The organism is Pseudomonas sp. zfem003, assembly GCF_032621675.1.
Taxonomy (GTDB): Bacteria; Pseudomonadota; Gammaproteobacteria; order Pseudomonadales; family Pseudomonadaceae; genus Metapseudomonas; species Metapseudomonas otitidis.
On record NZ_JAVYJG010000012.1, the window covers coordinates 250,988 to 265,332 of the forward strand.

The following is a 14,345-nucleotide window of genomic DNA, read 5'->3' on the forward strand; positions in this document are numbered from 1 at the left end:
GACGCCCGATGCACCCACGCCTGCTGCCCTTCCTGCTCCTGCTGCCCCTCTGGACCCAGGCCGCCCCCAGCCTGGTGGTCTGCACCGAAGCCGCCCCGGAAGGCTTCGACATCGTCCAGTACACCGCCGCCAACACCGCCGACGCCAGCGCCGAAACCGTCTTCGACCGCCTCGTGCAGTTCGCCCCCGGCAGCACCCGCATCGAACCCGCGCTGGCCGAACGCTGGATGCTTTCCGATGACGGCCTCAGCTACGAATTCACCCTGCGCCAGGGCGTCAAGTTCCACACCACGCCCTGGTTCACCCCCACCCGCGACTTCAATGCCGACGACGTGCTCTGGAGCTTCCAGCGCCAGCTCGACCCCAGGCACCCCTGGCACGACCGCTCGCCCCGGGGCTTTCCCTATGCCGAATCCATGGCCCTGGGGCAGTTGATCGAGCGCATCGAAAAGCTCGACGACCACCGCGTCCGCTTCGTCCTGCGCCACCCCGAAGCGCCCTTCCTCGCCGACCTCGCCATGGGCTTCGCCTCCATCTACTCCGCCGAATACGCCGACCACCTGCTCGCCGCCGGCACGCCCGAGGCCCTCAACAGCCGCCCCATCGGCACCGGCCCCTTCGTCTTCCAGCGTTACGAGAAGGACGCCCAGGTGCGCTTCACCGCCCACCCCGACTACTGGGGCGGCCGCCCCGCCATCGACAGGCTGCTGCTGGCCATCACCCCCGATCCCAACGTGCGGGTGCAGAAGCTCAAGGCCAACGACTGCCAGGTGGCCATCTACCCGCGCCCCACCGACATCCCGGTACTGCGCCAGGAGCCGGAGCTGAACGTGCTGGAGATGGACGCCTTGCTGGTCGCCTACGTCGGCCTCAACACCCGCCACCCGCCGCTGGACGACGTGCGCGTACGCCAGGCCATCAACCTCGCCTTCGACCGCGACGCCTACCTGCGCGCCCAGTTCGGCGAAGGCAACGCCACCCTCGCCGCCGCCCCCTATCCGCCCAGCGTGCTCGGCTACGACCCCGCCCTCAAACCCTGGGCCCACGACCCCGCGCGCGCCCGCCAGCTGCTGGCCGAGGCCGGGCATGCCGACGGCTTCCACCTCTCCATCTGGACCCGCCCCGGCGGCGGCCCCACCAACCCCAACCCCGGCATCGGCGCGCAGATGCTCCAGGCGGACCTCGCCGCCGTCGGCATCCAGGCCGACATCCGCGTCTTCGAATGGGGGGAACTGATCAAACGCGCCAAGAACGGCGAACACGACCTGGTGTTCATGGGCTGGGTCGGCGACAACGGCGACCCGGACAACTTCCTCGGCCCCAACCTCTCCTGCGCCGCCGCCAGCTCCAGCGAAAACCTCGCCGGCTGGTGCGACCCCACCTTCGACGCCCTCATCCGCCAGGCCCGCGCCGAACGCGACGACACCCAGCGCGCCGCCCTCTACCGCCAGGCCCTGGGCATCTTCCACCAGCAGGCCCCATGGATCCCCCTCGCCCACCCCCGGCAATTCGCCGTCGTGCGCAAGGGCGTCAGCGGCTACCAGCTCAACCCGCTGGGGTCGAACAACTTTGCGCGGGTGAGGTTGGAGGGGAGGGAATAACCTGCAGCTCGAATGGGTACATCTTTATCCCGCCCCCAACTCACCCAACCAACGCAAGGTCAGTTCCGGCTGCCCCGTCGCGGCATCCAATGCTTCGGCGACGATTTCGAAACCAGCCGAACGGTAGAAGCCCACCGCCTTGACGTTGGCGCGGTAGACGTTCAGTTCCAGTGAGTGATGCCGCGCCTTGGCGCTGTCCAGCAGGCGGCGGCCGAGTCCGCTGCGCTGGTGGTCGGGGTGGATGAAGAGTGCGGCCAGGTGGTTCTCGACCATGGACAGGAAGCCACGCATCTGGCCGTTCTCTTCCACGACCCAGTTTTCCGCTGCGGGCAGGTAGTGGTTGAGCATGGCGTCCCGCTGGCTGTGCCAGAAGGCTTCGGGGATGAAGTCATGGGCCTGGAGGGAGGCCTCCAGCCAGATGTCCACCAGGTCGGCGTACTCGTCGGGGCGGGCAAGGCGGATCATGTGCAGTCCTGTGCGGGGTCACGTTCGAAGCCGGCGATTATAGGCGCCGACGAACGTCGGTCTGCTGGAGCGCGCCAGCCCCTTCCTCAGTGGTGGCCGGGAAGGGGGTGATGAGACGCGGTGGTCCGCTTCAGCTACAGCAGCGTCGAGGACCTCCCCCGCCAGGTGGAGGCCATACCACTGCCGGGCTCAGGCCAACCCGAACGGGTCGTCGATGGAGTGGCTCGGCTGGGTGAACCAGCGCGGGCCGTCTTCGGCCATGTAGAAGTGGTCTTCCAGGCGGATGCCGAATTCGCCGGGCACGCAGATCATCGGTTCGTTGCTGAAGCACATGCCCGGCGCCAGGGGCGTGGCGTCGCCGCGTACCAGGTAGGGGCCTTCGTGGATCTCCACGCCGATGCCGTGCCCGGTGCGGTGCGGCAGGCCGGGGAGCTGGTAGTCCGGGCCAAGGCCGTCGGCTTCCAGGGAGCGCCGGGCGGCGGCGTCCACCGCTTCGCAGGGGGCGCCCAGGCGGGCGGCATCGAAGGCGGCCAGCTGGGCGCGCTTCTCGGCGTCCCACAGGGCGCGCTGGCGCGGGCTGGGGGTGCCGAAGACGTAGCTGCGGGTGATGTCCGAGAGGTAGCCGTGCAGGCGGCAGCCGGTGTCGATCAATACCATGTCGCCGTCCCGCAATGGCCGGGGCTGGGCCACGCCGTGGGGGAAGGCGCTGTCGGCGCCGAACAGGACGATGCAGAAGTACGAGCCGCTGGCCCCGACGCGGCGGTGGGCCTGGTGGATGAAGGCCTCCACCTCGGCCGGGGTGATGCCCTCGCGGAGGATGCTGGCGGCGGCCTTGTGCACGGCCAGGGTCATGTCCTTGGCGCGCTGCATCAGGGCGATTTCGGCGGCGGACTTGATAGCGCGGCAGTGCTGGGTGACGCGGCCGCCGTCGATGAAGCGGTAGCGCGGCGACTCATTGCGCAGGCCGTCAAACATGAAGAACGGCAGGCTCGGGCACAGCGCCACGCAGGCGTCGTCGGCCAGGCCCAGGGCGACCAGGCGATCCAGCAGCAGGCGGTAGGGGGACTCGTGCTCCTGCCAGGTGCGGATGGCGCCCGGCACCACCTGGAAGCCGCGCACGGTGCCTTCCTCGAAGGCCGGGGCGAGGTATTCCAGCTCGCCCACTGCGGGCAGCAGCGCGCCCACCAGGCGTTCGCTGGGGTGCCACTGCACACCGGTGAAGTAACGCAGGTTGGCCCCGGCATGGAGGTACAACGCGCCGATGCCCTGCTCGACCATGAAGCGCTGGGCGCGGGCGATGCGTGCGTGGTACTCCGCCGCCTCGATGGGCCGCGCGCCGGCGGTCATGTCGTGCAACTGGGCGAGCGCCGCCTCTGGCGTGCTGCCGCCTACACCCCTGGTCATCCCGTGGTCCTCGCTTGTCTGACAATCCGGCGGCGGAATTTAAGGGAGGCTGAACGAGGCGGTCAAAGGATTTTTTAAGTGTGACTTAATTTTATGGCCACCGATGCACGACGCGCGCGCCATTCGACCTTTCGCTGACAGCTTCCCGACAGCTTCAGCCACTATGCTGCGCAGGCCCGGCGACACGATCGCCCGGCAGCTCCACCCTTCCCTTGCGCGGTACCGTGCCCACCGCCGGCCACAAGCCGGTGGCCCGGGCGCTTGCGCCGGGACTGCCGCCCGCCGCACCGCTCGGTATACTGGCCGCCTCCCGTCACCAGAGCACCCGCCATGTCCGTCGACCGCATCGGAGAACGCCTGCGCCGCTACCGGCGTGCCGCGAAGAAGACCCTCAACCAGGTCGCCGCCGAATCGGGGCTCACCGCCAGCTTCCTCTCCCAGGCCGAACGCAACCTGACGGGCGTGTCCATCTCCTCCCTGGCCAACATCGCCAAGTCCCTCGGTGTGCCGATGAACGCGCTGTTCGACCAGCCGCCGCAGCCCCAGCCCGACTCCCACCAGAACGAGCGCGTGCGCTACACCATCGAGGGCCAGCCGCTGGCCTACGAGCGCCTGTCCACCTCCTTCCCCGGCAACCTGCTCAACGCGGTGAAGATGAACATGCCGGTGGGCTACCAGTCGGAGCTGATCGCCCACGAGGGCTCGGAGTTCGCCTATGTGCTCTCCGGGCAGATCGTCTACACCATCGACGGCCGCCAGTACCCGCTCGCCGCCGGCGACTCGGTGCACTTCGACGCCGGCAAGACCCACTGCCTGGCCAACGTCGGCGAGAACGTGGCCGAGGTGCTGACCGTCACCACCATGCCGCTGTTCGACGACCGCAACGCCTCCTGACCCTTCGCATTTACCACGATGCGACGCTCGGTGACGCCTGAATGTAAGTCTTGCTTAATTTCTGTTGACCACTTTTTCAGCATGACTTAATTTCGGCCACGCTTTGGCGTTGGGCAAGGAGCCCCAGCCAGAGCGCTCACCGCTGCACAGGGCCGGCCACCTGACCCCGGGACCGGAACGCAGCGGGTTGTACCGAGCACGTGCCCGGTCCATAAGGCCGCGAGCCCGTGACGCCCTCAGAAAAAGAACAATCGAGGTCCCGCATGCCCAAGAACACCCTCGTCCAGGCCCTGCTCGCTGCCGGCCTGCTCCTCGGCACTTCCTTCGCCTCCGCCGCCAGCAACCTGGTGTTCTGTTCTGAAGGCAGCCCCGCCGGCTTCGACCCCGGCCAATACACCACCGGCACCGACTTCGACGCCACGGCGGAAACCCTCTTCAACCGCCTGGTGCAGTTCGAACGCGGCAGCACCCGCGCCGGGCCGGCGCTTGCCGAATCCTGGGACGTTTCCGAAGACGGCCTGGCCTACACCTTCCACCTGCGCCCGGGCGTGAAGTTCCACACCACCGAGTACTTCAAGCCCAGCCGCGAGTTCAGCGCCGACGACGTGCTGTTCACCTTCCAGCGCATGCTCGACAGGAACCACCCGTTCCGTAAGGCCTACCCCAGCGAGTTCCCCTACTTCACCGACATGGGCCTGGACAAGAACATCGCCAAGGTCGAGAAGCTGGACGACCACACCGTCAAGTTCACCCTCAACCAGGTGGACGCCGCCTTCATCCAGAACCTGGCCATGCCCTTCGCCGCCGTGCACTCGGCCGAGTACGCCGACCAGCTGCTCAAGGCCGGCACGCCGCAGCTGCTCAACCAGAAGCCCATCGGCACCGGCCCGTTCGTGTTCAAGCGCTACCAGAAGGACGCGCAGATCCGTTTCACCGGCAACAAGAATTACTGGAAGCCCGAGGACGTGAAGATCGACAACCTGATCTTCGCCATCAACACCGACGCCTCCGTGCGCGCCCAGAAGCTCAAGGCCGGCGAATGCCAGGTCACCCTCAACCCGCGCCCGGCCGACATCGCAGGCCTCAAGCAGGACCCGCGCCTGCAGGTGCCCTCGCAACCCGGCTTCAACCTCGGCTACATCGCCTACAACGTCACCCACCCGCCGTTCGACAAGGTGGAGGTGCGCCAGGCGCTGGACATGGCGGTGAACAAGCCGGCCATCATCGAGGCCGTCTACCAGGGCGCCGGCCAGCTCGCAGTCAACGCCATGCCGCCGACCCAGTGGTCCTACGACGAGACCATCAAGGGCAGCGAGTACAACCCCGAGAAGGCCAAGGAACTGCTCAAGGCCGCCGGCATCGCCGAAGGCACCGAAATCACCCTCTGGGCCATGCCCGTGCAGCGCCCCTACAACCCCAACGCGCGGCTGATGGCCGAGATGATCCAGGCCGACTGGGCCAAGGTCGGCGTCAAGGCGCGCATCGTCACCTACGAGTGGGGCGAGTACATCAAGCGCGCCCACGCCGGCGAGCACGACGCCATGCTGTTCGGCTGGACCGGCGACAACGGGGACCCGGACAACTGGCTCGGCACCCTCTACGGCTGCGACTCGGTCAACGGCAACAACGTCTCCAAGTGGTGCGACGCCGACTACGACAAGCTGGTCAAGCAGGCCAAGGCCAGCACCGACCAGGCCCAACGCACCGAACTGTACAAACAGGCCCAGCAGCGCCTGCACAACCAGGTGCCGATCAGCCCCATCGCCCACTCCACCGTCTACCAGCCCATGAGCCGGAGCGTGGAGGGCTTCCGCATCAGCCCGTTCTCCACCAACTCCTTCTACGGCGTGGCCAACGCCCCGTGAGAACAGGGGCCTGGCGGCTGCCCCCGCCAGGCCCCGGTCTTCCGTGACCCACCCCTCCATCCGCCGCAGAGCGGAGGAGACCTTTTTTCATACCTGCCCCAACGAGTCCGCAAGGAAGCTGCGCTTGCGTGCGACGCCACCGGCTTGCCCGGTGACGACGGCAGTCCGCGCCAGCGCTCCTTGCTTCAAAGCGAAGCAATAACAACAAAGGAGCGAACGACATGAAGAAAGACCATTCCCGAGCGACCCTGGCCCTGGCCCTGCTGGCCGCCACCGGCGCGGCAGGGGCCGAGGAACAGCCCATGCCACCGGTGCCGGAGAACCCCAGCTACGCCGCCCAGGTGCAGAACATCCCGGCAGTGGACAAGCCGGTGAAGGGCCAGGCCGGCGCCACCGGGTTCATCGAGGGGCAGAGCCTGACCCTCAGCACCCGCAACTTCGCCGCCCGCGAGCAGATGAAGGACAGCTTCGGCTTCACCATCCCCAAGGATGACGGCCCACAGCGCACCCACAGCCGCCGCGCCTGGGTGCAAGGCACCCAGCTCAAGTACAGCTCCGGCTACACCCAGGGCACCATCGGCTTCGGCCTCGATGTCGCCGCGTTCAACGCCATCAACCTGGAACGCGGCAAGGGCCGCATCGGCGGTGGCGGCAACCGCACCCTGGCCGACAGCAACGGTCACGGCGTGGAGGAGTGGTCCAAGCTGGGCATCGCCAACGTGCGCCTGCGCGTCTCCAACACCGAGCTGAAGGCCGGCCGCTTCCAGGTGGACACCCCGGTATTCAGCTACTTCGACAACCGCGCCCTGCCCTCCAGCTTCACCGGCTACGCCATCACCAGCGAAGAGCTGGACAACCTGGCCCTGCAGGCCGGCAGCTTCCGCCGCGTCAGCCCGCGTACCGGCTCAGGCGACGAAGCCTTCACCACCGAGTACGGCACCCGCGAAGTGAAGGGCGAGCACATGCATTACCTGGGCGGCAACTACAAGCCGCTGGAGAGCCTGGAGATCGCCGCCTATGGTGGCCGCTTCGAAGACATCTGGGACCAGTACTACCTGGGCATCACCCACACCCTGGGGGACCGCGAAAACCTCTCCCTGCGCACCGCGCTGAACGGCTACCGTACCCGCGACACCGGCTCGCGCAAGGCCGGCTACATCGACAACAACGCCTGGAGCCTGGCATTCACCCTCGCCCACCAGGCCCACGCGCTGACCCTGGCCTGGCAGCAGATCGACGGCGACGAGTACTTCGACTACGTCCACGAAACGGCGGCCATCTACCTGGCCAACTCCCTGCTCTCGGACTACAACGGCCCCAACGAGAAGTCCGCGCAGATCCGCTACGAGACCGACTGGAGCTACTTCGGCGTCCCCGGCCTGTCCACCACCGCCTGGTACGCCAAGGGCTGGGACATCGACGGCACCCACTACGACGGTGATCGCAACGGCGCCTACGGCAACTACGTCGAAGTGCGCGGTATGGACGGCGAACGCCACCACGAGTACGGGCTGATGGCGGCCTACAAGGTGCAGAGCGGGGCCATCAAGGACAGCACCTTCAAGGTCACCTACATGTCCCACAAGGCCAGCAAGCAGCAGATCGACGGCAGCGTGAACGAACTGCGCGTGGTCAGCACTTTCCCCTTCGACCTGCTCTAGATTGAGACGGGCGCCGCCCAGCGGCGCCCCACAAGGAGACTCACATGCGCATGACGCTCCGTACCCTGCCCCTGCTGGTGGCCCTGGCCGCCGGCGCCCCGCTGGCCCAGGCGGCCAACCTGGTGGTCTGCACCGAAGCCGCGCCGGAAGGCTTCGACATCGTCCAGTACACCGGCGCGGTGACCGCCGACGCCTCCGCCGAAACGGTGTTCAGCCGCCTGGTGGCCTTCAAGCCCGGCACCACCGAGCTGGAACCGGCCCTGGCGGAACGCTGGGACATCAGCCCCGACGGCACCGTCTACACCTTCCACCTGCGCCCGGGGGTGAAGTTCCACACCACCGACTATTTCACCCCCACCCGCACCCTGACTGCGGACGACGTGCTCTGGAGCTTCCAGCGCGCCCTCGATCCCAAGCACCCCTGGCATGAATCGGCCCAGCGCGGCTACGCCTACTTCGACGCCATGGGCATGCGCGAGCTGATCAAGTCCGTGGAGAAGGTCGACGACCTCACCGTGCGCTTCACCCTCAGCCGCCCCGAAGCGCCCTTCCTCGCCGACATGGCCATGGGCTTCGCCTCCATCTATTCCGCCGAGTACGGCGACCAGCTGCTCAAGGCCGGCAAGACCAACCAGCTCAACCAGCAGCCCATCGGCACCGGCCCCTTCGTGTTCAGCCGCTACGCCAAGGACGCCCAGGTACGCTACAAGGCCAACCCGGACTACTTCCGCGGCAAGCCGCCGATCGACAACCTGGTGTTCGCCATCACCCTCGACCCCAACGTGCGCCTGCAGAAGGTGCGCGCCGGCGAGTGCCAGATCGCCCTCTACCCCAAGCCGGAAGACGTGCCCGGCGTGCGCAGCAACCCCAACCTGGCGGTGGACGAGATCGATGCACTGCTGACCACCTACGTCGCCATCAACACCCAGCACAAGCCGCTGGACGACGCCCGCGTGCGCCAGGCCATCAACCTCGCCGTGGACAAGCAGGCGATGATCCAGGCCGTGTTCGGCGCCGGCAACGCCAGCGTCGCGGTCAACCCCTACCCGCCGACCCTGCTGGGCTACAACCACCAGGTGCAGGACTGGGCGCACGACCCGGAGAAGGCCCGCGCCCTGCTGGCCGAAGCCGGGGTGAAGGACCTGAAGATCACCCTGTTCATCCGCAATGGCACCTCATCCACCATCCCCAACCCGGCGCTGGCGGCACAGATGATGCAAGCGGACCTGGCCAAGGCCGGCATCCAGATGACCATCCGCTCCCTGGAATGGGGCGAACTGCTCAAGCGCTCCAAGGGCGGCGAGCACGACATGGTGCTGCTGGGCTGGGCCGGCGACAACGGCGACCCGGACAACTTCCTCGGCCCCAACCTGTCCTGCGCGGCAGCCGAGTCGGGGGAGAACCAGGCGCGCTGGTGCAACCCCGAGTTCGAAGCCCTGATCCAGAAGGCCCGCAGCGTCAGCGAACCTGCCGAGCGGGCGAAGCTCTATGAACAGGCCCAGGTGGTTTTCCACCGCGAAGCCCCGTGGATTACGCTGGCGCACCCTAAGCTGTTCAACGTGCGCCGCAGCAACGTCGAGGGCTACGTGATCAGCCCGCTGACCAACAACCACTTCGCCACCACCCGGGTGAAGTAACGGCGCCGTCGCGGCACCCGCTGCCGCGACACCCGACAACAAGAACGACGCCCGCCCACCGTTACCCACGGAAGCGGGCGTGATACCTGAGGAGTCAATCACCGAGATGCTCAGTTTCATTGCTCGCCGACTGGGGCTGCTGATCCCCACCTTCTTCGGCGTCACCCTGCTGACCTTCGCGCTGATCCGCCTGATTCCAGGCGACCCGGTGGAAGTGATGATGGGCGAACGTCGCGTCGATCCCGAAATGCACGCCCAGGCCATGGTCCGCCTGGGGCTCGACAAGCCCCTGTACGAGCAGTACCTCACCTACATCGGCAAGCTGGCCCAGGGTGACCTGGGCGAGTCGCTGCGCACCCGCGAGAGCGTCTGGCACGAGTTCCTCACGCTGTTCCCCGCCACCCTGGAACTGGCCCTGGCCGCCCTGCTGTTCGCCGGCACCCTCGGCCTGCTGGCCGGCGTGCTGGCGGCCCTGCGGCGCGGTTCGCTGTTCGACCACGGGGTGATGGGCATCTCCCTCACCGGCTACTCCATGCCGATCTTCTGGTGGGGCCTGCTGCTGATCATGTTCTTCTCGGTCTGGCTGGGCTGGACACCGGTCTCCGGGCGCATCGACCTGCTCTACGACATCGAGCCGAAGACCGGCTTCATGCTCATCGACACCCTGCTTTCCGACGAGGAAGGCGCCTTCGTCGACGCTCTCAAGCACCTCATCCTGCCGGCCATCGTGCTGGGCACCATCCCCCTGGCGGTGATCGCCCGCATGACCCGCTCGGCGATGCTCGAAGTGCTGCGCGAGGACTACATCCGCACCGCCCGCGCCAAGGGCCTGTCGCCGACCCGCGTGGTGTTCGTGCACGGCCTGCGCAACGCGCTGATCCCGGTGCTCACCGTGTTCGGCCTGCAGGTGGGCACCCTGCTGGCGGGCGCCGTGCTCACCGAAACCATCTTCTCCTGGCCGGGCATCGGCAAATGGCTCATCGAGTCCATCGGCGCGCGGGACTACCCCGTGGTGCAGAACGGCATCCTGCTGATCGCCTGCCTGGTCATCCTGGTCAACTTCGTGGTGGACATCCTCTATGGCCTCGCCAATCCCCGCATCCGTCATCAACGTTGAGGAGCCGACCATGACCATCGCCCAGCCCCCGGTCGAGCCGGCCCTGCTCTACCCCTCGCCGCTGAAGGAGTTCTGGCAGAGCTTCTGCCACAACAAGGGCGCCGTCGGCGGCCTGGCCTTCATGATCCTGATCATCGTCTGCGCGCTGTTCGCCCCCTGGATCGCCCCCTACGACCCCAGCGAGCAGTTCCGCGACGCCATGCTGACCCCGCCGGCCTGGCTGGACGGCGGCCAGTGGCGCTTCGTGCTCGGCACCGACGAACTGGGCCGCGACCTGCTCTCGCGGCTGATCCACGGTGCTCGGCTGTCGCTGCTGATCGGCGTGGCCTCGGTGCTGATGTCGCTGATCCCGGGGATCTTCCTGGGCCTCCTGGCAGGGTTCTTCCCACGCCTGATGGGCCCCTCGATCATGCGCCTGATGGACATCATGCTGGCCCTGCCCTCGCTGCTGCTGGCGGTGGCCATCGTCGCCATCCTCGGCCCAGGGCTGATCAACACCGTGATCGCCATCGCCGTGGTCTCGCTGCCCTCCTACGTGCGCCTGACCCGCGCCGCCGTGATGGTGGAGCTGAACCGCGACTACGTCACCGCCTCGCGCCTGGCCGGCGCCGGGCTGCTGCGGCTGATGTTCGTCACCGTGCTGCCCAACTGCATGGCCCCGCTGATCGTGCAGGCCACCCTGAGCTTCTCCTCGGCGATCCTCGACGCCGCCGCCCTGGGCTTCCTCGGCCTCGGCGTCCAGCCGCCCACCCCCGAGTGGGGCACCATGCTGGCCTCGGCCCGCGACTACATCGAGCGTGCCTGGTGGGTCGTCTCCCTCCCCGGCCTGACCATCCTGCTCAGCGTGCTGGCCATCAACCTGATGGGTGACGGCCTGCGCGACGCACTCGACCCCAAACTGAAGAACGCCGCCTGAGGAGCCCCCATGAGCCTTCTGGATATCAAGAACCTCTGCGTCCGCTTCGGCGACCTCAGCGCCGTGCCCGTGGTGGACGGCCTCGACCTGCAGGTGAACGCCGGTGAAGTGCTGGCCATCGTCGGCGAGTCCGGCTCCGGCAAGTCGGTGACCATGATGGCCCTGATGGGCCTGATCGACGCCCCCGGCTGGATCACCGCCGACCAGATGCAGTTCGACGGCACCGACATGCTGCGCCTCAAGGGCCGGCAGCGCCGGCACATCGTCGGCAAGGACCTGTCGATGGTCTTCCAGGACCCGATGACCGCCCTCAACCCCAGCTACACCGTGGGCTTCCAGATCGAGGAAGTGCTGCGCCAGCACCTCGGCCTCAAGGGCCGCGCCGCCCGCCAGCGGGCCCGCGAACTGCTGGAGCGGGTGGAGATCCCCGGCGCCGAAAGCCGCCTCGACGCCTACCCGCACCAGCTCTCCGGGGGCATGAGCCAGCGCGTGGCCATCGCCATGGCCATCGCCGCCGAGCCCAAGCTGCTGATCGCTGACGAACCCACCACCGCCCTGGACGTGACCATCCAGGCGCAGATCATGGACCTGCTGCTGAACCTGCAGCGCGAGCAGGGCATGGGCCTGGTGCTGATCACCCACGACCTGGCGGTGGTCGCCGAGACCGCCAACCGCGTCTGCGTGATGTACGCCGGCCAGGCCGTGGAGGTGGGCAGCGTGCCGCGCCTGTTCGACGCCCCGGCGCACCCCTACACCGAGGCGCTGCTCAAGGCCATTCCCGAACACAGCGTCGGCCAGCCGCGCCTGGAGACCCTGCGCGGCATCGTCCCCGGCCGCTACGACCGGCCCCAGGGCTGCCTGCTGTCGCCACGCTGCCCCTACGCCCAGGCCAGCTGCAAGGAACGCCGCCCCAGCCTCGACGCCTACGAACACGGCGCCGTGCGCTGCTACTTCCCGCTCAATTTCGACGAGGTGGCCTGATGAGTGCCGTCCTGACCGCCCGTGACCTGACCCGTCACTACTCCGTGTCCCGTGGCCTGTTCAAGGGCCACGCCACCGTGCGCGCCCTCAACGGCGTGTCGTTCCAGCTCGACGCCGGCAAGACCCTGGCCGTGGTCGGCGAATCCGGTTGCGGCAAGTCCACCCTGGCCCGCGCCCTGACCCTGATCGAGGAGCCCAGCTCCGGCTCCCTGCAGATCGCCGGGCGCGAAGTGGCCGGCGCCAGCAGCGAGGACCGCAAGCAGCTGCGCCGCGACGTGCAGATGGTGTTCCAGAACCCCTACGCCTCCCTCAACCCCCGGCAGAAGATCGGCGACCAGCTGGCCGAGCCGCTGGTGATCAACACAGGCCTCTCCAGCGCCGAACGCCGCGAGCAGGTGCAGGCGATGATGCAGCAGGTGGGCCTGCGCCCCGAGCACTACCAGCGCTACCCGCACATGTTCTCCGGCGGCCAGCGCCAGCGCATCGCCCTGGCCCGCGCCATGATGCTCAACCCCAAGGTGCTGGTGGCGGACGAACCCACCTCGGCGCTGGACGTGTCCATCCAGGCCCAGGTGCTCAACCTGTTCATGGACCTGCAAGAGCGCTTCAACACCGGCTACGTGTTCATCTCCCACAACCTCGCCGTGGTGCGCCACGTGGCCGACGACGTGCTGGTGATGTACCTCGGCCGCCCGGCGGAGATGGGGCCGAAGGAGCTGATCTACGAGCGCCCGCTGCACCCCTACACCCGCGCCCTGCTCTCGGCGACCCCGGCGATCCACCCGGACCCGGCCAAACCGAAGATCAAGATCGTCGGCGAGCTGCCCAACCCCCTGGACCCGCCACCCGGCTGCGCCTTCCACAAACGCTGCCCCCACGCCACCGAACGCTGCCGCAGCGAAGTCCCCGAACTGCGCCTGCTCGACGCCCGCCAGGTGGCCTGCCACCACGCCGAGAGCATCGCCCTCTAGCACAAGCCTTGTAGCCCGGCTTCAGCCCGGGAATCCCCTCCCCGGACTGAAGTCCGGGCTACGGCTACGAATCGGTGCTCAACAGGTACGACGGCGGCAACCGTAGGATGGGCTGAGCTGTGCGAAGCCCATCGTTGCGTTGGTGGCCGGGATTGATGCGGTTCGCCAAGCTCACCGCAACCTACGGGCCGTGCCCGGCGCAGGATGTGTGGACGGTGGGCTGAAGCACAGCCTTGTAGCCCGGGCTTCAGCCCGGGATTCACCTCCCCGGACTGAAGTCCGGGCTACGGCTACGAATCGGCACTCAACGGGTTCGGCCGCGGCAACCGTAGGATGGGCTGAGCTGTGCGAAGCCCACCGTTGCTTGGGTGGCCGGGATTGATGCGGTTCGCCGAGCTCACCGCATCCTACGGACCTTGCCCGGCGCAGGATGTGTGGACGGTGGGCTGAAGCACAGCCTTGTAGCCCGGGCTTCAGCCCGGGATTCCCCTCCCCGAACTGAAGTCCGGGCTACGGCTACGAATCGGTGCTCAACGGGTTCGGCCGCGGCAACCGTAGGATGGGCTGAGCGGTGCGAAGTCCATCGTTGCCTGGGCGGCCGGGATTGATGCGGTTCGCCGGGCTCACCGCATCCTACGGGCGGCGGCCAGGGCGGGGGGATGGTGGGCTGAAGCGGAACGCCGCCCGGCCCACCCTTGTATCTCGACTACTGCCCCTCCCCAGGGGCATAGTCCCCGACTGATCATCGGGGGAGGGATAGGAAGCCGTGCCCACCCTTAGGCCGCGAGCCTGCACCGTAGATAGTGCTCCGCCCCTCCACACTCACTCGAACA

At 67.8% G+C, this 14,345-nt stretch carries 11 protein-coding genes; 9 read left to right on the top strand and 2 right to left on the bottom strand.

The window, feature by feature from the left end; translation table 11 throughout:
* Positions 1-8: 8 nt before the first annotated feature.
* On the top strand, positions 9-1,601 hold the full coding sequence (locus RTK35_RS27165) for an ABC transporter substrate-binding protein (protein ID WP_316909424.1): 1,593 nt from the start codon (positions 9-11) through the stop codon (positions 1,599-1,601).
* A 24-nt stretch (positions 1,602-1,625) separates the two neighbouring features.
* On the opposite strand, the gene RTK35_RS27170 is transcribed toward RTK35_RS27165, so the two are convergent.
* Both RTK35_RS27170 and RTK35_RS27175 read right to left on the bottom strand, forming a co-directional pair.
* Positions 1,626-2,066 carry an N-acetyltransferase gene (locus tag RTK35_RS27170; protein WP_316909425.1) on the bottom strand — a complete coding sequence of 147 codons (441 nt, stop codon included), beginning with the start codon at positions 2,064-2,066 and terminating at the stop codon, positions 1,626-1,628.
* Positions 2,067-2,255: 189 nt separating this feature from the next.
* On the bottom strand, positions 2,256-3,470 hold the full coding sequence (locus RTK35_RS27175; RefSeq protein WP_316909426.1) for a Xaa-Pro peptidase family protein: 1,215 nt from the start codon (positions 3,468-3,470) through the stop codon (positions 2,256-2,258).
* 330 nt (positions 3,471-3,800) lie between these two features.
* Between RTK35_RS27175 and RTK35_RS27180 the strand changes: the two genes are divergently transcribed.
* The 8 genes from RTK35_RS27180 (at position 3,801) to RTK35_RS27215 (ending at position 13,512) form a co-directional block, all read left to right on the top strand.
* On the top strand, positions 3,801-4,364 hold the full coding sequence (locus RTK35_RS27180; protein WP_044406946.1) for a helix-turn-helix domain-containing protein: 564 nt from the start codon (positions 3,801-3,803) through the stop codon (positions 4,362-4,364).
* 263 nt (positions 4,365-4,627) lie between these two features.
* Positions 4,628-6,229, top strand: a complete 1,602-nt coding sequence (locus RTK35_RS27185; RefSeq protein ID WP_316909427.1) for an ABC transporter substrate-binding protein — start codon at positions 4,628-4,630, stop codon at positions 6,227-6,229.
* A 221-nt stretch (positions 6,230-6,450) separates the two neighbouring features.
* On the top strand, positions 6,451-7,890 hold the full coding sequence (locus RTK35_RS27190; protein ID WP_044406941.1) for an OprD family outer membrane porin: 1,440 nt from the start codon (positions 6,451-6,453) through the stop codon (positions 7,888-7,890).
* Positions 7,891-7,934: 44 nt separating this feature from the next.
* The gene (locus RTK35_RS27195) at positions 7,935-9,527 is read left to right on the top strand and encodes an ABC transporter substrate-binding protein (protein ID WP_044406938.1); all 1,593 of its coding nucleotides are present in this window, start codon (positions 7,935-7,937) and stop codon (positions 9,525-9,527) included.
* 106 nt (positions 9,528-9,633) lie between these two features.
* On the top strand, positions 9,634-10,644 hold the full coding sequence (locus RTK35_RS27200; protein ID WP_074971648.1) for an ABC transporter permease subunit: 1,011 nt from the start codon (positions 9,634-9,636) through the stop codon (positions 10,642-10,644).
* A 10-nt stretch (positions 10,645-10,654) separates the two neighbouring features.
* Positions 10,655-11,560, top strand: a complete 906-nt coding sequence (locus RTK35_RS27205; RefSeq protein WP_044406932.1) for an ABC transporter permease subunit — start codon at positions 10,655-10,657, stop codon at positions 11,558-11,560.
* A gap of 9 nt (positions 11,561-11,569) precedes the next feature.
* Positions 11,570-12,541, top strand: coding sequence for an ABC transporter ATP-binding protein (locus RTK35_RS27210; RefSeq protein ID WP_316909428.1), 972 nt, complete (start codon positions 11,570-11,572; stop codon positions 12,539-12,541).
* On the top strand, positions 12,541-13,512 hold the full coding sequence (locus RTK35_RS27215; protein WP_165677054.1) for a peptide ABC transporter ATP-binding protein: 972 nt from the start codon (positions 12,541-12,543) through the stop codon (positions 13,510-13,512). The genes RTK35_RS27210 and RTK35_RS27215 overlap by 1 nt, the downstream gene beginning before the upstream one ends.
* Positions 13,513-14,345 lie beyond the last annotated feature (833 nt).